This is a genomic window from Chryseobacterium sp. MEBOG07 (genome assembly GCF_021869745.1).
Taxonomy (GTDB): Bacteria; Bacteroidota; Bacteroidia; order Flavobacteriales; family Weeksellaceae; genus Chryseobacterium; species Chryseobacterium viscerum.
The window spans coordinates 3,619,015-3,635,319 of record NZ_CP084579.1 but is presented as its reverse complement, the minus strand read 5'-3'; the positions used below and the strand labels follow the sequence as shown (position 1 = coordinate 3,635,319).

The following is a 16,305-nucleotide window of genomic DNA, read 5'->3' as shown; positions in this document are numbered from 1 at the left end:
AAATTAGAAAAAAATGAAAAAAGTATTAGCAATCGCATTTATCGGAGGTTTATTATTAGCAAGCTGCTCAAAAAAAGCAGATCACTCTTTACAGGATAGCAACACAATGCTTGAAGAGCCAGAAACAGCTACTGTTGTAGATTCTACTGCTAAGCCTGCTGCTCCAGCTGCTGCAACTCCGGCTGCCCCTGCTACTGAAGCTGCTAAAACAGATTCTACAGCGAAGAAATAATGAAAAAAATACTTTTGGCAGGAACTCTGGGTCTTCTGATCCTTTCCTGTTCTAAAAAAGAAAATACAGCAGAAGTGGCAGCTTCTTCTGAAACAGCTGCTGTTTCAGAACCGGCAAAATCTAATCTTTCGGGTGATCAGATCATGGAAACATTAGACTGCTCAGGATGCCACTCTGTGAATGAGAGAATGATAGGACCTTCTTATAAGGAAATTGCAGGTAAGTACTCTGAAAAGGATACAGAACTGCTGGCTTCCAAAATCATAGAAGGCGGAAGTGGAGTATGGGGAAGCGTGCCTATGGCTGCCCATCCACAGGTATCTAAAGAAGATGCCAAAAAAATGGTGGAATATATTTTAAGTCAGAAGAAATAGAATATGTCCACTGAAAAATCCAGTCTGCACACAAGAAATCTGCATCGTAATCCCTATGATTTTGATCAGCTCATTTCTTGTGTGCAGGAACTGAAACACTATGTCTTTGTTAATGCTTATCAAACGGTAACCATCAATTTCAGTATTCCAAAAGCAGTTAAACTGCTCAACAAAGCTCTACTCTTACATTTTTATGATATTAAAGGCTGGGATATTCCGGAAACCAATCTTTGTCCTCCTATTCCTGGACGCGCAGATTATGTGCATTATATTGCCGATCTTTTAGCTGAAAATTTTAATGAAGTTCCAACAGTAAACGCTGTAAAAGGGCTGGATATAGGAACCGGAGCCAATCTTGTATATCCTTTAATCAGTCACAGGTCATATGGCTGGACAATGCTGGGAACAGATATCAACCAGGATTCTTTGAAAAATGCTCAACATATTCTGGACCAGAATGAAGATCTTTCCTCTGTCATTCAGTTGAAAAGTCAGCCTGATGCTGATCATATTTTTAAAAATATCATTAATCCTGAAGACAGGTTTACCTTTACTATGTGTAATCCTCCTTTTCATGATTCTGAAGAGTCTGCCATAAAAGGGAATATCAGAAAAACAAAAAATCTCAAGAAATCAAAACCCAGGCAGCCTTTGCTTAATTTTGGCGGTCAGCAGTCGGAATTATGGTGTGAAGGAGGCGAACTGGCTTTTATTACCAAAATGATTAATGAAAGCGCAGTGTTCTCATCACAGGTTCTTTGGTTCACATGTCTGGTTTCCAAAAAGGAAAATCTCAATAAGCTGACTCATCTTTTAAAAAAGGTAAAAGCTACAGAAATCAAAACTATTGATATGGCTCAGGGACAAAAAATCAGCAGAATGCTGGCCTGGACATTTATTCCCCAGCAGAACCGAAAGGGTTGGAAAACCAAATAATAATTTCTTTCCTTTTGGGAGCTTCATCCCGCTATCCACTCATACTCCTCACGCCTACGCTCAATGCCAGAGCATGTTGCGGGGTAAACGTTCCTATCGGGGCTAGTTATTTTGGCATTAAATCTACAAATCTGTTCCATACATCAATAAGAAGTTGGCTTCAGGCAAAACTTAATACAAGTATAATAGAGTTTAGTTCTATATTTTCAAAAACATCTTTGCAAATCTGTGGTTAAATAAATGACCAATGCTTATTTCAAAATGATATCCATTTCCAGCTTATAAAATCATCCACTGAACTCACTTTTTCGGAAATAATTTAGATTTATGAAAAAATCAATTGATGGTCAACTCAAAAATGCCTAAATTTGTACGCTTTTAGAAAAATAAGAAATGCAATTATCAGAACAAGAAATCATTAGAAGAGAAAAGCTGAATAAGCTTACTGAAATGGGGATTAATGCGTTCCCTGCGGATGAATATACAATCACAGACACTACAGAATCTATAAAACAGGACTTTTCTGAAAGTAAACAGGTGAAGATCGCTGGTAGATTGATGTCCCGCAGAATTCAGGGAAAGGCTTCTTTTGCAGAATTGCAGGATTCTAAAGGAAAAATTCAGGTTTACTTCAACAGAGACGAGATCTGTCCGGGAGAAGATAAAGAATTATACAATGAAGTATACAAGCACCTTTTGGATATCGGTGATATTATCGGTATCGAAGGAGAGCTGTTTACGACTCAGGTAGGAGAGAAGACTGTTTTGGTGAAAAACTTTATCCTTCTTACCAAGGCTTTACGTCCTCTTCCTCAGGCTAAAACGGATGATAATGGTGTTGTACACGATGGGTTTACAGATCCTGAACTAAGATACAGACAGCGTTATGTAGATTTAACAGTAAATCCACAGGTGAAAGAAATTTTCGTGAAGAGAACAAAATTGTTCAATGCCATGAGAACGTTCTTCAACGATGCGGGTTACTTTGAAGTGGAAACACCTATTCTACAGTCTATCCCTGGTGGAGCTGCTGCAAAACCGTTTATCACGCACCACAATGCGTTGGATATTCCATTATATTTAAGAATTGCTAACGAATTATATCTGAAAAGATTGATCGTAGGTGGTTTTGACGGAGTGTATGAGTTCTCTAAAAACTTCAGAAATGAAGGGATGGACAGAACACACAACCCAGAGTTTACCGCTATGGAAATCTATGTAGCTTACAAAGATTACAACTGGATGATGGATTTCACGGAAAAATTATTGGAATTCTGTGCCACTCAGGTTAATGGAAATTCAGAATCTACTTTTGGTGAGCATACAATCAATTGGAAAGCTCCTTATCCAAGAGTTTCCATGACAGAAGCGATCTTGAAATTTACAGGATTCGATATCACAGGAAAAACGGAGAAAGAATTATACGATTTTGCCAAGTCTATCGGTATTGAAGTAAATGAGACGATGGGGAAAGGAAAACTGATTGATGAGATCTTTGGTGAGAAATGTGAAGGAAACTTCATTCAGCCAACGTTCATTACAGATTACCCGATCGAAATGTCTCCATTGACAAAGAAACACAGAAGCAAAGAAGGCTTAACAGAGCGTTTTGAATTAATGGTATGTGGTAAAGAAATTGCCAATGCATATTCAGAGCTTAATGATCCTATTGATCAGAGAGAGCGTTTTGAATCACAGATGGCTTTATCTGAAAGAGGAGATGATGAGGCAATGTTCATCGATCAGGACTTCTTGAGAGCTCTTGAATATGGTATGCCGCCAACTTCAGGGTTAGGAATTGGTATGGACAGATTGATCATGTTCTTAACGGATAACGCATCAATCCAGGAAGTATTATTCTTCCCTCAGATGAGACCTGAAAAAGCGGTTCCTCAAATTGAATTGGGAGAAGATGAGTATGCTATTCTTGATATTTTGAAATCAGGTGAGCAGTTTCCTCTAAGTGAAGTGAAAGAAAAATCTAAACTTTCAGGAAAAAAATGGGATAAAGCTTCTAAGACTTTGACAAAGAATAATATTGTGAAAGTAGAGAAGATTGACGAAAATCTTTTGATAAAATTGGCTTAATATTTCTCAGAAAATATAAATATAAAAGGTACAGAGTTATTCTGTACCTTTTTCTTTTTTCCATTTCCGAAGTTGTGCCCTGAAATTTTTAAATGGCGCTGCGGTATTGATATGTATCCATTTCCAGACGGGCCATTGAGCAGGTGTTGTTGCCCATTTTCTTTGTCCGGGAGTAAATAATATGTCCTCGTCAAGGCTTTCTATCCAGTCAATAATTTCATCAACCTTATTTTTTAACAGCTCTCTTTGCTGTTGCAGACTATAAGATCCATATTGGTCATAAAAAGACTGATATAATCCTCCCAAATTATTCCATTTATATTCCGGAGTTGGTGTTTTTACTTCAATTCCTTTTCTTTCATCAGCTTCCCATTGCAAAAGCAGATGGGTCCATCCCAATTGATAGGAAATATTTTGTGATGGGGTTTTGTCAACCCCAGCCCGCAGAAGATCTTTTTCATCTTCTTTTATATCATTAAATTCTTGATCGTAGAGATGATATCTTTTCTTCAACTCTTCAATAAGCTCTGTTTTGTCTTTATAACTCTGCATATTTTATCTATTTTCTCAGCTTACTGAAAGAAGCCATCAGATAAAATAAAAACGGAAGAATAAATAAGGAACCCAGCATCAAAGCCCATCCCAATGCAGCAATCGTTTTCGGAGGTGCCATATGCTCCAGCAGTGAAAGATGCTGCCCGTTTCCTAATAAAATAATATCAGGATTATGCTGATAGGTTGCCGCAACCAAAATCATGACCATCTGAAATCCTGCCAATGCTCGTACAGGAAGCAATTTCTGACGGTTCAGGGCTCTTAAAATAAGCAATAACGCAATCGTAGCAAAGGCAATAGACATAATCCCCAGAGGCTTGGAAAATACCCACATCAAAAGAGGAATATCTGAAATATAAGCAGTAACAAATACTAAAATTCCTGTAATCACTACAAAGATCATTGTCTGCTTGGATTTTCTGATCATTAATAAAAGATCAGCTTTATCACGAGTTTCTCTTAATGAAAAGATAGAAGCAAGGTAAGCACAAAGCGCTACCGTAAATAATCCTACGGAAACCCCAAACCAGTTCAGCCAGCTGAAAATATACAAGTCCAGAAAACCTACAGCATCAGGATTGATAGAATGTGAAACCGTTGCCGCAGCAATTAATCCTAAAAAGAAAGGCGTTAAAAGACTCGCATAGTAGAAAATATGGGTATATAAAACCTGCCAGTTATCCTTTACAGCATCATAATGTCTGAACGTAAACGCTGTTCCTCTTGCAATGATCCCTAAAAGCATCAGAACTAAAGGAATATGAAGATAGGTCGACATGGTAGTATAAATTTCGGGAAATCCTACAAAGAGAATTACAATCGCAATGATCAGCCACATATGATTGGCTTCCCACACAGGAGCAATAGACTCATACATGATTTCCTGGGTTTTGTTTCTGGCTTTTTTATGGGTGAAAAGCTCTACAATTCCGGCTCCGAAATCCGCGCCTCCCAGAATAATATAAAGACAGATGGATAGCCAGAGAAAACCTATTACAACGTAGATCATGATGGTTTGTTTTTATCGTTAAACTGAGAGTCGGTAGGGTCGTAAAGCTTCGGTACCATTTGGATCTGTCTCTTTAAAAGGAAAACAAGAATCAATGATAATGATACGAAGATTGCAGTGAAGAAGTAGAATGAATACTGTATTCCCGGCATGGGAGTAACAGCATCTACTGTTCTCATGATTCCATAAATGATCCAGGGCTGTCTTCCCACTTCGGTAACTGTCCATCCGGCTTCCAGAGCGATATATCCGAAAGGAGTTGCTATTAAAAAGGTTTTTAGAAGCCAGTTTTTACTCAGCCATTCCTTTTTGAAGAAAAAAGCATATAAATAAATAGCTCCGATACCTATCATCACCACTCCGAAGAAGATCATGATCTGAAAAGCATAATGAACAACTGCAATCGGAGGCCATTCATCTCTCGGGAAATCTTTAAGACCCTTTACTTCAGAATTGAAATCATTACTCACCAGGAAGCTTAATACTTTAGGAATCTTAATGGCATATTTTATTTCTTCCTTTTCTTCATCAGGAATTCCACCAATGACAAAGGACGCGCCTTTCTCCGTTTCAAAGTGAGCTTCCATAGCTGCTAACTTAATAGGTTGTCTTTCCGCTACCGATTTTGCAGCAATATCACCACTTAAAGGCGCTCCAAATGCTCCAATCAAGGCAAAACCTACAGCAATTCTAAAAGCTTTGGTATGAAATTCAATATTTCTTTTTCGCATGATCATAAAGGCATGTACTCCGGCTACAGCAAATCCTGTCGCACAAAAAGCAGCAACAGTCATGTGAAGAGCCTGAGGAAACCATGCGTCATTCAGCATTGCTTTAATAGGATCTATATTAAGATACTGTCCATTGATATAATCAAAACCGGTCGGAGAGTTCATCCATGAATTGGCGGCGACCACCAGAATTCCGGAAGCCAGTCCGCTCAGTCCTACAAGAAATCCACAGAACCAGTGAAACCATTTATTGAATTTATCCCATCCATATAAAAAGAAGCCGATAGCAATCGCTTCAATGAAAAAAGCGGTTCCTTCAAGAGAAAACGGCATTCCGAAAATAGGACCGGCATGTTTCATAAAACCAGGCCATAAAAGCCCCAGTTCAAAAGAAAGCATGGTTCCTGAAACAGCTCCGGTAGCAAAAAGGATAGCTACCCCTTTGCTCCATGCTTTTGTCAATCCTTTATATACTTCATTATTGGTTTTTAGGTATTTCCAATGGGCAAAAGCCATCAGAAAAGGCATCACCATACCCACACAGGAGAATATGATATGAAAGCCCAGAGAAAGTGCCATCTGAGCGCGTGCTGCTATAAAATCATCCATAATATCAACTTTTCAGTAAATAAATTTACGCATAAATTATTGATGTTGAATATGATTTACAACAGTTGATATTTCAGCAATACATTTTAATTTTGAATCTTTTATTGGCTTGTTATTCTTTATATTTTTACTAAGAAAACTCTACATTTTTTTGACACTTTTTAACTTTCATACGTCGAAAAAAATCACGATATTTGTAAGTCTTTGCATTAGGCAAATTTATTAATTTTATATGAGTCAAAAACAATATACAGCTAGCAGTATCCAGGCCTTAGAAGGAATGGAACACGTTCGACTAAGACCCTCAATGTACATTGGAGATGTAGGAGTAAGAGGTCTTCATCATTTGGTTTATGAAGTAGTAGATAATTCTATTGATGAGGCTTTAGCAGGATATTGCGATACCATTTTGGTAACGATCCACCAAGGAGAAAGTATTTCTGTAAAAGATAACGGTAGAGGAATTCCTGTAGATTTTCACGAAAAAGAGCAGAAATCGGCTCTTGAGGTTGTAATGACTAAAATTGGAGCAGGAGGAAAATTTGATAAAGATTCTTACAAGGTATCTGGAGGTCTTCATGGAGTGGGTGTTTCTTGTGTGAACGCACTTTCAACTTTATTAGTGGCTACAGTAAGCCGTGAAGGGAAATTATACCAACAAAGATATTCAGAAGGAAAAGCACTTACAGAGGTTGCGGAAATTGGAACGACCGAGGAAAGAGGAACAGAAGTTTTCTTCCAACCTGATGCAACCATTTTCCAGGAACTTGTTTATAATTATGATACGCTTGCAACAAGATTAAGAGAACTTGCTTTTCTTAATAAAGGAATTACAATAACTCTTATTGATGAGAGAAATCCTAACGAAGACGGAACATTCCCTGCAGAAGTTTTTCATTCTGAAGGAGGATTAAAAGAATTCGTAGAGTATATCGATGGAAACCGTGAGTCTATTATGGAGCACGTTATTTTCATGGAAGCAGAAAGAGATGATATTCCTGTAGAAGTGGCGATGCGTTACAATACATCATTCAACGAGAATCTTCACTCTTATGTAAATAATATCAATACCCATGAGGGAGGAACTCACCTTGCTGGTTTCAGACGTGCTTTAACAAGAACACTTAAGAAGTATGCTGATGATTTAGGTATTCCTCAAAAAGAGAAAGTAGAAATTACCGGTGATGATTTCCGTGAAGGATTGACAGCTGTAATTTCTGTAAAAGTAATGGAACCTCAGTTTGAAGGACAGACCAAAACAAAACTAGGAAACTCTGAAGTTTCTGGTGCTGTAGATAAAATCGTAGGGGAGATGCTTACTAATTTCCTTGAAGAAAACCCTAACGAAGCGAAAATTATTGTTCAGAAAGTAGTTTTAGCAGCAAAAGCAAGACAGGCCGCTAAGAAAGCCCGTGAAATGGTTCAGAGAAAATCTCCTATGGGAGGTTCAGGACTTCCCGGAAAATTATCTGACTGTTCATCCAAAGACCCAGCTGAATCTGAACTATTCCTTGTAGAGGGAGATTCCGCAGGTGGAACAGCTAAACAAGGAAGAGACAGACACTTCCAGGCTATTCTTCCTTTAAGAGGTAAAATTTTGAACGTAGAGAAATCTATGCTTCATAAAGTATATGATAACGAAGAGATCAGAAATATCTATACCGCTCTTGGAGTTTCTGTAGGTACTGAAGAGGATAGCAAAGCCCTGAATATGGTGAAGCTGAGATATCATAAAGTGGTGATCATGACCGATGCTGATATCGATGGGTCTCACATTTCTACGCTTATTCTTACTTTCTTCTTCAGATTTATGAAGGAACTTATTGAGAACGGATATGTTTATATAGCTCAACCACCTTTATATCTATTAAAGAAAGGAAACAGAAAAGTATATGCTTATAATGAGAAAGAACGTGAGGAATTTACTTTAGAAATGTCTCCGGACGGAAAAGGGGTAGAAGTACAACGTTATAAAGGTCTTGGAGAAATGAACCCTGAGCAGCTTTGGGAAACAACACTAAATCCTGAACACAGAATTCTTAAGCAGGTAACGATTGATAATGCAGTGGAAGCCGACAGTGTTTTCTCAATGTTAATGGGAGATGAAGTTCCACCAAGAAGAGAATTTATCGAGAAAAATGCAAAATATGCAAAAATTGATGCATAAACGTTTTTGAAAATATAATCAAAAAGCTTCTAATTATTTAGAAGCTTTTTTTATATTTGGGCAAACCAAAAAAACAATAATATGTTAACTCTTTTACAAACAGACCCTTACAATGGGGCAGATGCAGTGTCTGGCGCAGCCGCTGCAGGATTAGGACTCGGAACCATGTTCTTCGGCCTATTATGCTATATATTCTATGGATATTGCATGTACAAAATTTTTCAGAAAGCAGGAAGACAGGATGCCTGGGCCGCCTTTATTCCAATTTATAATACAATAGTATTGCTGGAAATTGTGAAAAAACCAATATGGTGGATCATTCTTTTCTTTATTCCACTAGTGAATATTTATGCATGCTGGGTAGTATATGACAGACTGGCCAAAGGTTTTGCCAAAGAAACTCCTCTGTATACCATTTTAATACTCTTGTTCGGATTTATTTTCATTCCTGTATTGGGGCTTGGAAGTGATCAGTACGATAGTAAATTGGTTCCAAATGATTAAAAAGAAAAAACTTAAAGACTCCGGAAGTGGAGTCTTTTTTTATTAATACCCCTTTTGGCTTGTAGAATTAATTGTACTCATCTTTATTATTAATTCTACAAGTTTTGAATTATAGGGATGGTATTTTATTCTAAATTTGAGACGCAGACAATATGAAGCGTATTACTTCAAAATACAGAATAGATATCCTTCTCCAATATAGAATGAGTTTAAATATTCTGTTTTTAACTTTTCAGAATTTGATTGTGAAAAGTTGATAATGTGTTCATATCCTTATAGGTACATTTAAGACAGTACTTTTTAAGTATTTAGGTTAAAGGCTTCACCAGTTGAAGCCTTTTATATTTTTTTTAACAGTTATTAAGATTTTCTTATTTTTGCGTAATTTTAATAACTATGATGAAAATACTAGTTCTTGGGGCTCTTTCTGCTGCCTCATTCTATTTTGCACAAAGCTATCCTGCTTCTGCAATTCCTGAGAATTTAAAGAAAAATGCTAATGTTGTTATACGAAAGGATTTTACGACGGTTCAGGTCAATAAACTTGATGAAATAAAATACCAGTTTAACACAGTCACTACAGTTTTAAATAAAGACGGTAATGACGAGGCGGTTGCTTATATTCCTTATGATAAATCAAAAAGCATTTCGAATATAAAAGTTACTATTTACGATGAAGCCGGGAAAAAAATTAAAAGTGTGTCAAAGTCTGATTTTAAAGATATGGCCAACAACTCCCAGGGGGTCTTTTATTCTGATAACAGAATATTGCTTTATTCCTATACACCGGTTCAATACCCTTATACTGTTGAGTTTTCTTATGAAGCAGAAGATGAAGATACTGTTTTTATCCCACGTTTTGTACCTTTTACTTCCACTAAAACATCTTTGGAAGAAGCACAGTTTAAAATCATTAACACTTCAGGGATTGAGCTTAGATCTAAGATTTATCCTTCAAAATACAATTACACCTCAGTTATAGAAAGTGGAAGTGGAAACGATAAAACATACTCATACAAAAACGTACCCGCGATTGATGATGCTTTTATGATCCCACAGCCAGTTAAAATTCTGCCTTCAGTCAACTTTGCATTGGCAAAATTTAATCTGGCAGGGAAACAGGGCACTTTAAATAATTGGACAGATTTCGGAACCTGGATTTATAATGATCTTCTGATCCCTGTTTCAGCATCTACTCCTGCCATCAAAGCGGAAGTTGCCTCTTTACAGCTGCAGGGATCTGTGGAAGATAAAGTAAAGAAGATTTATCAGTATATGCAGAACAAAACCCGATATATAGCGGTGTCATTAGGGATAGGCGGCTGGCAGCCTATGATGCCGGATGAGGTTCAGAAAAAGGGGTATGGAGACTGCAAAGGACTTACGAATTATATGAAAATTCTTTTGAACGAAGCAGGAATTCCTTCTACTTATTGTATTATCAATTCCGGACGTTCACAGGTTTCCTTTGATCCGGAATTTCCTTCTATGAGCGGAAATCACATCATCCTGATGGTTCCGACTGAAAAAGGGAATATCTGGCTTGAAAATACCTCTCAACAAATAGCTTTTAACCATTTAAGTTACAGTACAACCGATAGGAATGTACTTGCTGTGACCTCAAAGGGAATCGAACTCATCAATACACCTGTTTATAAAGCAGAGCAGAATAAAGAGAAGCAGGTATTGAGAGTGAACCTTAATGAGGATAACAGTATTACAGGAGCAGGCAATTTTTCTTACACAGGAAACCAGTATGATCATAATCTGAGGTTTGTCAATCTTAATCCCAAAGAAAAAAATGACGCAGTGAAATTGAATTTTGACATTTTAAACTTTGAAAAAGTGGAAATGAAAAACTTCAACAATGATAAAGATAATGCGGTCATTACCTATGATTTAGACTTTAAAACCAATAATTTCTCTAAAAAAGCAGGAAACAGCCTTTTGTTCAGATCTGTTCCTATTTTTTCTGATGTTATTTATAAAGCGGACGAAAATCGTGAACTTCCTTTTGAGGTCAACATGTCTTACGAAGATGAATATGAAATTGCTTTTGTCCTTCCTTTAGGCTATAAAGTTGATGAAACTCCTGATAATTCCAATATTACTTCTGAATTTGGATCATATAAGCTAAGTTTCGTTAAAAGTGAAGCCGGAATAAAAGTGATCAGAAAAATGCAGATTAACAAAGGATTGTATCCAAAAGAAAAATATAACGAGTACATAAGTTTCAGAAAAAAAATTCTGAACATGGATAATTCAAAAATTTTAATAACAAAAATATAACCATGAAAAAAATAATAGTATTGCTTCTTTGCTCTGCCAATGTAATATTGATCAATGCACAGAAGAAATATGAATTTCTGAATCCACCTAAATTTAATGATGCAGATTTATCTAAGGCAAAATCTTTATTGGATGAAAATGCTCCTGCCGAGATTTTGTATAAATCTGCTTACTTTATGGTAGATGCAAGCACAGGGAATCTGCACAAAAAATACTTTTACAGAGTTAAGATTTATGATAAAGATAAAGCAGAAGATTGGTTGAATCTTGAAATTCCTATTTACAATGTTGGAAGCAATAGAGAATCACTAGGCAAATTCAAGGCTTTTACTTACAATCTTGAAAATGGAACTGCAGTTCCTGTAAAAGTGGAAAAGAGTTCTCAGTACAAAAGTAAAGAGAATAAATATGTTACCCTGACAAAATTTGCTTTTCCCAATGTGAAGAATGGATCTGTCTTAGAATATCAGTACGAAATCGTATCGCCATTTCGTTTCATTATTCCGGAAGTATTAATAGAATCTGATACCCCTTCACTGAATACTGAATACGTTTTGGATGCTCCGATCAACATGTCTTATAATATAAACTATACCGGAGAAATGATGCCTAAACACAAAGAGGTTGAAGAGAGAAACCTGTATGGTGCTCAGTATAAAACATTCCGATTTGCCTATGAGAATGTAAAAGGTTTTAAAACTGAAAAATTTGTGCGAAATGATAGAAATTTTAGAACAAAAATAGGCGCAGAGCTTAATTCTACCAATTTCGGAGAACTTAAACTCTATTCATCATCATGGGATCAAATTGGGAAAAGACTTTATGAGAATGAAGACTTTGGAGAACAATTGAAAAAAACAAAATTAGCTAAAGAAAATATGCCGGCAGGGGTTTCAGAAATGAAAACCGATCTTGAAAAGGCAAATGCTATTTTTTCATACGTTCAGAAGACATTTACCTGGAATAAAGACAGAGGAGTTTATACTGAGGATGGTATCAAAAAACTTTTAGAAACGAAGATCGGAAATGCCGCAGAAATTAACCTTTTCCTGGTAATGATGCTTCGTGAGGCAGGTCTTAAAGCAGATCCGCTGGTTATTTCTACGGTAGAAAATGGTGTGATCAATCTGGTGTCGCCTAATATTTCCAATATGAATTTTGTATTGGCAGCGATCAGTCTTAATGATCAGTTTCATATTTATGATGCAACCTCCAAGCAGTCTTCACTGGATGAAATCGCTCTTAAGAACTGGAACCAATTTGGTATTCTTGTGACAAAGGGTAAATCATTACAGATTCAGATGACCAATACAAAATCAAGCAATACTTTCCTTACAGCTAACGCTAAAATAAATGATGATGGAAGCATTTCAGGAACCTATTCTGATAAAGATACCGGTGCTTATGCGATGTATGCCAAAGATAACTATGATGATAATGCTGAGAAATATAAAAAACAGTACAAGGAAAATTTCTCAATGGACTTCACGGATATCAACTCCAAAGTATTGGAAAATGGTGAATTTGAAAGCAGCATGAAATTCTCTTCATCAAATCTAATCGATAGAGTAGGAAAGAAAATGATCATCAATCCAATGTTGTTCTTAAACAAGAGTTCCAATGAATTTGATCAGGTTGAAGCCAGAAAATATCCTATTGATTTCGGATCGCCTATTACCAAAGTGAAAAAGGTTATTCTTGAAATTCCTGAAGGATATACCATTGAAGAAATGCCTAAATCTAAAAAAATTGTCACAGAGGATAAAGAAATAGAGTATACCTATTCTGTGGAGCAAAAAGCAAATAAACTGGAAGTTACTACTACGACAAAAATTAGCAGTTCAGATTATCCTAAAGAATATTATCCTGCATTTAAACAAATCTGGGGAGTTGCTTCAAAATTTGAAAATCAGGTGATCAGCCTTGTTAAGAAGTAATTTTTAAGGGAACTTAAACAAAACTTAATATAAAAAAATAAAGTTTTTCAAAAACCATTCATCTTTTGAATGGTTTTTGTATTTGTTACCCCAAAAAATTACAATTATGAAAAACACTATTGCTGTTATAGCATTATCTTCTTTCTTAGCGGTGGCCGCCTGTAAAAAAAATGAAACAGCAGGACCAGCAGAAAAAACAGAAAATAAAACATCCGAAGAATTGGTGATAGACTCTGTGAAAGTAAATGATTCTACAATGATTACAGACTCTTTAAAAGTTTCTTTCACCTCAAAACTGTTGGTTTTCCCTGCTTTAAAAGATAAGAAACTACTAGACAGTATCTATTTTCAGAATGATAAAATCAAAGACTTTTCCAAAACCGGACTTCAGACCTATCTTGATAAAGCAAAGAATGATTATTTCAGTTCTATAAAAAACGATAATAAAGAGTGGGTTTCAGATGTTACTTATGCGCAGGATTGGTACTCAAGTTCACACATGAATTTGATTTCCAATACAAACGGCTATATGCATATTCAGTATGTAGGAAGCGGATATGAAGGAGGAGCTCATGATAATTACGGTTTTTCAGAAAGAGTTTTTGATCTTAAAAACAGCAAAAAACTAGAATTAAAAGATATTACTTCAATGCCTAAAAATAAGATTGAAGCTATTCTGATGAAAAATATTGACAAAATTAACAGCGGAACAATGGATGGCGAAGGAGGCGTGAAAAACTCAGAAATGCTTCTTGTTGAGAAAATTCCGGCTTCTGATAATTTTTATTTTGATAACAAAAATCTGTATTTTCATTACAGTCCTTACGAAATTGCCGCTTTTGCAGCAGGTGATATCACGATTCCTGTGTCTTGGGAAGACCTTAAAGGCACAATAAATGCAGAATTTAAAGAAAGAATGAAAATTAAGTAAATTAATGCTTCCAGTTCAGGAAGCATTTTTTAATTTTGCGGTAATGGAAAAAGTAGCTTTTATTATCAACCCTTTTTCGGCCAAAAAGAACTATAAGCCGTTTTTGAACGAACTTAAAACAAAGGTTAACAATCCCTTGTATTATGTATCAGAATCTATTCTGGGAACAGATGAGTTTATTCAGGCCCATTTCGAAGAGGTGGATATTTTTGTAGCAATCGGAGGGGATGGAACAATCTCTACCATAGCAAGAAACCTTATTAATACAGAAAAAATTCTGGCTATTTTTCCGGCAGGTTCAGGAAACGGATTTTCCAATGAAACCCGTTTCAGCAAAAACCTTGATGAACTTTTAGAAAAAATAAAAACAAAAAACTCCAGAAAGATTGATACGTTTACTGTAAATGACAAGCTTTCTATCAATGTTTCAGGGACAGGCTTCGATGGTAAAGTGGTCAAGGAATTTGAAAAAACGAGTCGTGGGTTCAAAAACTATATCAAAGTTTCCCTGAAGACCTTCTTCAATTATAGGCCGATCAAGGTGAAGTTTTCTGATGAAGAATATCAGCAGTATAATGGCCGTTACCTAATGCTGAACATTGCCAATACCCGTCAGTTTGGTAATAATGCTTACATTGCTCCCAAAGCAAGTAAAAGTGACGGACTGGTTGATATGGTGTTGGTGAAAAAATTCCCGCTGACCTATTCTGCACTGTTTGCTTTCAGGATGTTTACTAAAAGACTGAAAGACGATGAATATGTTACTTATCTTCCGGTTTCTGAAATATCATTTAAAGTCAATACCAAAAACTGGCATCTTGACGGTGAGTTCAATAAGATCAAATCACCTATCCACGTTAAAGTACAACCCGCCAGTTTGAATATTCTGATATAGTTTGTAATCCTCCGTAAAGATTTTTTAATTAAGCTTTTTTATTTTTGCTCTTTCCTCATCGCAAGTCCACAAAATAAAATTGCCAGGATTGCTAAGAATGTTCTTAGGCTATGTATTATTTCCCATCTTTTTAATTCTCCGGCAACATGTTCTATTGGTATATTTTTAGACGCCATAGCTGCATTAGCGGGCATGAAATAGGCAAAGAACATGATTAAAATAATTACATTACAAATCAGGTTAGCGAGCCAGATATTTCGGGTTGTAAGCCTTTGCTTGTAGGCAATGATATACGTTGATATTGAAATTATTAATGGTACAGCTTCAAGAGGCAACATGGTTAATCCCACCGATTTAGAGTTGAATGAAAACCAAGTTAAAAAATCTTCAGCAGCTATTTTTTGCCAAAAAGGAACCAACACAAATAATATCACCGTGCATCCTCCTACAAAAAGTGAATGTGTGATCAAAGAAAGTAATGGTAAGGATGTGTATTTTTTCATAGGATTAAATTTTAAGGTAAAATTCTCTTTAATGTATTTTCTTTATTTTTCAAGTAGTGCGTAACAACCCCTCCAATGTGTACGATCAATAAAACGATTAATAATATCGCTAATGCTCTGTGGGTAATAAGTGGAGGAGTATCCAGTTTTTTTGGTAAAAGGGAAGCTTCCGAATTTTGTATAGCCTCTGTAAGATTGCTTGTTATAAGAGTTATTATACCTGATAAACACAAGAAGATGAGTAGGTAATAAAAAGAACTTTCTATCCATATCACCAATTTATTATGAAGAGAGTTTCCCGTTTCTAACTTTGATGGCCTTTGATTACGAAAGAAAAATAAAATTCGAATTAAGGTAAGTACAAAAATCAAAATACCGAAAAGAGTATGTACCCTCAACAAATTGAGTCTCATTTCTGCTTTCATTTCCTGCATGAGGAATCCTGTGGGTAACAATAAAATAATTAGAACTAAGCTTATCCAGTGTATGATAATAGTTCCCTTGCTGTACTTTTCAGAAAGGTTGTTTTTAATAATTTTTTTCAT

At 36.0% G+C, this 16,305-nt stretch carries 15 protein-coding genes; 10 read left to right on the top strand and 5 right to left on the bottom strand.

Features of this window, described 5'->3' with window-relative positions; all coding sequences use genetic code 11:
- Nucleotides 1–13 precede the first annotated feature (13 nt).
- The 4 genes from LF886_RS16740 to lysS all read left to right on the top strand — a co-directional run bounded on the left by LF886_RS16740 (nucleotide 14) and on the right by lysS (nucleotide 3,630).
- Nucleotides 14–232: a hypothetical protein gene (locus LF886_RS16740; protein WP_103234145.1), complete on the top strand. Its 219-nt coding sequence runs from the start codon at nucleotides 14–16 to the stop codon at nucleotides 230–232.
- On the top strand, nucleotides 232–606 hold the full coding sequence (locus tag LF886_RS16735; RefSeq protein ID WP_124536324.1) for a c-type cytochrome: 375 nt from the start codon (nucleotides 232–234) through the stop codon (nucleotides 604–606). The genes LF886_RS16740 and LF886_RS16735 overlap by 1 nt, the downstream gene beginning before the upstream one ends.
- Nucleotides 607–609: 3 nt before the next feature.
- Nucleotides 610–1,542: a 23S rRNA (adenine(1618)-N(6))-methyltransferase RlmF gene (gene rlmF / locus LF886_RS16730; protein ID WP_236850728.1), complete on the top strand. Its 933-nt coding sequence runs from the start codon at nucleotides 610–612 to the stop codon at nucleotides 1,540–1,542.
- A 393-nt stretch (nucleotides 1,543–1,935) separates the two neighbouring features.
- Nucleotides 1,936–3,630 (top strand): lysine--tRNA ligase, encoded by a 1,695-nt coding sequence (gene lysS, locus LF886_RS16725; protein WP_236850726.1) that lies wholly within the window; start codon nucleotides 1,936–1,938, stop codon nucleotides 3,628–3,630.
- Between the two features lie 36 nt (nucleotides 3,631–3,666).
- On the opposite strand, the gene LF886_RS16720 is transcribed toward lysS, so the two are convergent.
- From LF886_RS16720 to LF886_RS16710, 3 genes are read right to left on the bottom strand one after another with little or no spacing between them, the layout of a single operon-like run.
- Nucleotides 3,667–4,182, bottom strand: coding sequence for a ClbS/DfsB family four-helix bundle protein (locus LF886_RS16720; protein WP_236850724.1), 516 nt, complete (start codon nucleotides 4,180–4,182; stop codon nucleotides 3,667–3,669).
- A gap of 7 nt (nucleotides 4,183–4,189) precedes the next feature.
- The gene (locus LF886_RS16715; protein WP_236850722.1) at nucleotides 4,190–5,194 is read right to left on the bottom strand and encodes a cytochrome d ubiquinol oxidase subunit II; all 1,005 of its coding nucleotides are present in this window, start codon (nucleotides 5,192–5,194) and stop codon (nucleotides 4,190–4,192) included.
- Nucleotides 5,191–6,534, bottom strand: a complete 1,344-nt coding sequence (locus LF886_RS16710) for a cytochrome ubiquinol oxidase subunit I (protein ID WP_236850720.1) — start codon at nucleotides 6,532–6,534, stop codon at nucleotides 5,191–5,193. Before LF886_RS16710 ends, LF886_RS16715 begins: the two co-directional genes overlap by 4 nt.
- Before the next feature lie 232 nt (nucleotides 6,535–6,766).
- Here LF886_RS16710 and gyrB point away from each other — a divergent pair, with 232 nt between their 5' ends.
- From gyrB to LF886_RS16680, 6 genes are all read left to right on the top strand, one after another.
- Nucleotides 6,767–8,701: a DNA topoisomerase (ATP-hydrolyzing) subunit B gene (gene gyrB, locus LF886_RS16705; RefSeq protein WP_236850719.1), complete on the top strand. Its 1,935-nt coding sequence runs from the start codon at nucleotides 6,767–6,769 to the stop codon at nucleotides 8,699–8,701.
- 81 nt (nucleotides 8,702–8,782) lie between these two features.
- Nucleotides 8,783–9,205, top strand: coding sequence for a DUF5684 domain-containing protein (locus LF886_RS16700; protein ID WP_124536308.1), 423 nt, complete (start codon nucleotides 8,783–8,785; stop codon nucleotides 9,203–9,205).
- 396 nt (nucleotides 9,206–9,601) lie between these two features.
- Nucleotides 9,602–11,494: a DUF3857 domain-containing protein gene (locus tag LF886_RS16695; RefSeq protein WP_236850717.1), complete on the top strand. Its 1,893-nt coding sequence runs from the start codon at nucleotides 9,602–9,604 to the stop codon at nucleotides 11,492–11,494.
- Nucleotides 11,495–11,496: 2 nt separating this feature from the next.
- Nucleotides 11,497–13,431: a DUF3857 domain-containing protein gene (locus tag LF886_RS16690; RefSeq protein WP_236850716.1), complete on the top strand. Its 1,935-nt coding sequence runs from the start codon at nucleotides 11,497–11,499 to the stop codon at nucleotides 13,429–13,431.
- A 106-nt stretch (nucleotides 13,432–13,537) separates the two neighbouring features.
- Nucleotides 13,538–14,362 carry an RsiV family protein gene (locus tag LF886_RS16685; RefSeq protein WP_236850714.1) on the top strand — a complete coding sequence of 275 codons (825 nt, stop codon included), beginning with the start codon at nucleotides 13,538–13,540 and terminating at the stop codon, nucleotides 14,360–14,362.
- Between the two features lie 4 nt (nucleotides 14,363–14,366).
- Nucleotides 14,367–15,257: a diacylglycerol/lipid kinase family protein gene (locus tag LF886_RS16680; protein WP_410685045.1), complete on the top strand. Its 891-nt coding sequence runs from the start codon at nucleotides 14,367–14,369 to the stop codon at nucleotides 15,255–15,257.
- A gap of 38 nt (nucleotides 15,258–15,295) precedes the next feature.
- Here LF886_RS16680 and LF886_RS16675 read toward each other — a convergent pair whose 3' ends face one another.
- Complete coding sequence (locus tag LF886_RS16675; protein ID WP_236850712.1) at nucleotides 15,296–15,760, bottom strand: DUF1772 domain-containing protein; 465 nt, start codon at nucleotides 15,758–15,760, stop codon at nucleotides 15,296–15,298.
- A gap of 11 nt (nucleotides 15,761–15,771) precedes the next feature.
- Complete coding sequence (locus tag LF886_RS16670) at nucleotides 15,772–16,305, bottom strand: cytochrome b/b6 domain-containing protein (protein WP_236850710.1); 534 nt, start codon at nucleotides 16,303–16,305, stop codon at nucleotides 15,772–15,774.

Excerpts from the sequence above, each read along its gene's own strand:
- LF886_RS16740 (WP_103234145.1), top strand. The coding sequence starts at position 14 with ATGAAAAAAGTATTAGCAATCGCATTTATCGGAGGTTTATTATTAGCA.
- LF886_RS16735 (WP_124536324.1), top strand. The coding sequence starts at position 232 with ATGAAAAAAATACTTTTGGCAGGAACTCTGGGTCTTCTGATCCTTTCC.
- rlmF (WP_236850728.1), top strand. The coding sequence starts at position 610 with ATGTCCACTGAAAAATCCAGTCTGCACACAAGAAATCTGCATCGTAAT.
- lysS (WP_236850726.1), top strand. The coding sequence starts at position 1,936 with ATGCAATTATCAGAACAAGAAATCATTAGAAGAGAAAAGCTGAATAAG.
- LF886_RS16720 (WP_236850724.1), bottom strand. The coding sequence starts at position 4,182 with ATGCAGAGTTATAAAGACAAAACAGAGCTTATTGAAGAGTTGAAGAAA.
- LF886_RS16715 (WP_236850722.1), bottom strand. The coding sequence starts at position 5,194 with ATGATCTACGTTGTAATAGGTTTTCTCTGGCTATCCATCTGTCTTTAT.
- LF886_RS16710 (WP_236850720.1), bottom strand. The coding sequence starts at position 6,534 with ATGGATGATTTTATAGCAGCACGCGCTCAGATGGCACTTTCTCTGGGC.
- gyrB (WP_236850719.1), top strand. The coding sequence starts at position 6,767 with ATGAGTCAAAAACAATATACAGCTAGCAGTATCCAGGCCTTAGAAGGA.
- LF886_RS16700 (WP_124536308.1), top strand. The coding sequence starts at position 8,783 with ATGTTAACTCTTTTACAAACAGACCCTTACAATGGGGCAGATGCAGTG.
- LF886_RS16695 (WP_236850717.1), top strand. The coding sequence starts at position 9,602 with ATGATGAAAATACTAGTTCTTGGGGCTCTTTCTGCTGCCTCATTCTAT.
- LF886_RS16690 (WP_236850716.1), top strand. The coding sequence starts at position 11,497 with ATGAAAAAAATAATAGTATTGCTTCTTTGCTCTGCCAATGTAATATTG.
- LF886_RS16685 (WP_236850714.1), top strand. The coding sequence starts at position 13,538 with ATGAAAAACACTATTGCTGTTATAGCATTATCTTCTTTCTTAGCGGTG.
- LF886_RS16680 (WP_410685045.1), top strand. The coding sequence starts at position 14,367 with ATGCTTCCAGTTCAGGAAGCATTTTTTAATTTTGCGGTAATGGAAAAA.
- LF886_RS16675 (WP_236850712.1), bottom strand. The coding sequence starts at position 15,760 with ATGAAAAAATACACATCCTTACCATTACTTTCTTTGATCACACATTCA.
- LF886_RS16670 (WP_236850710.1), bottom strand. The coding sequence starts at position 16,305 with ATGAAAAAAATTATTAAAAACAACCTTTCTGAAAAGTACAGCAAGGGA.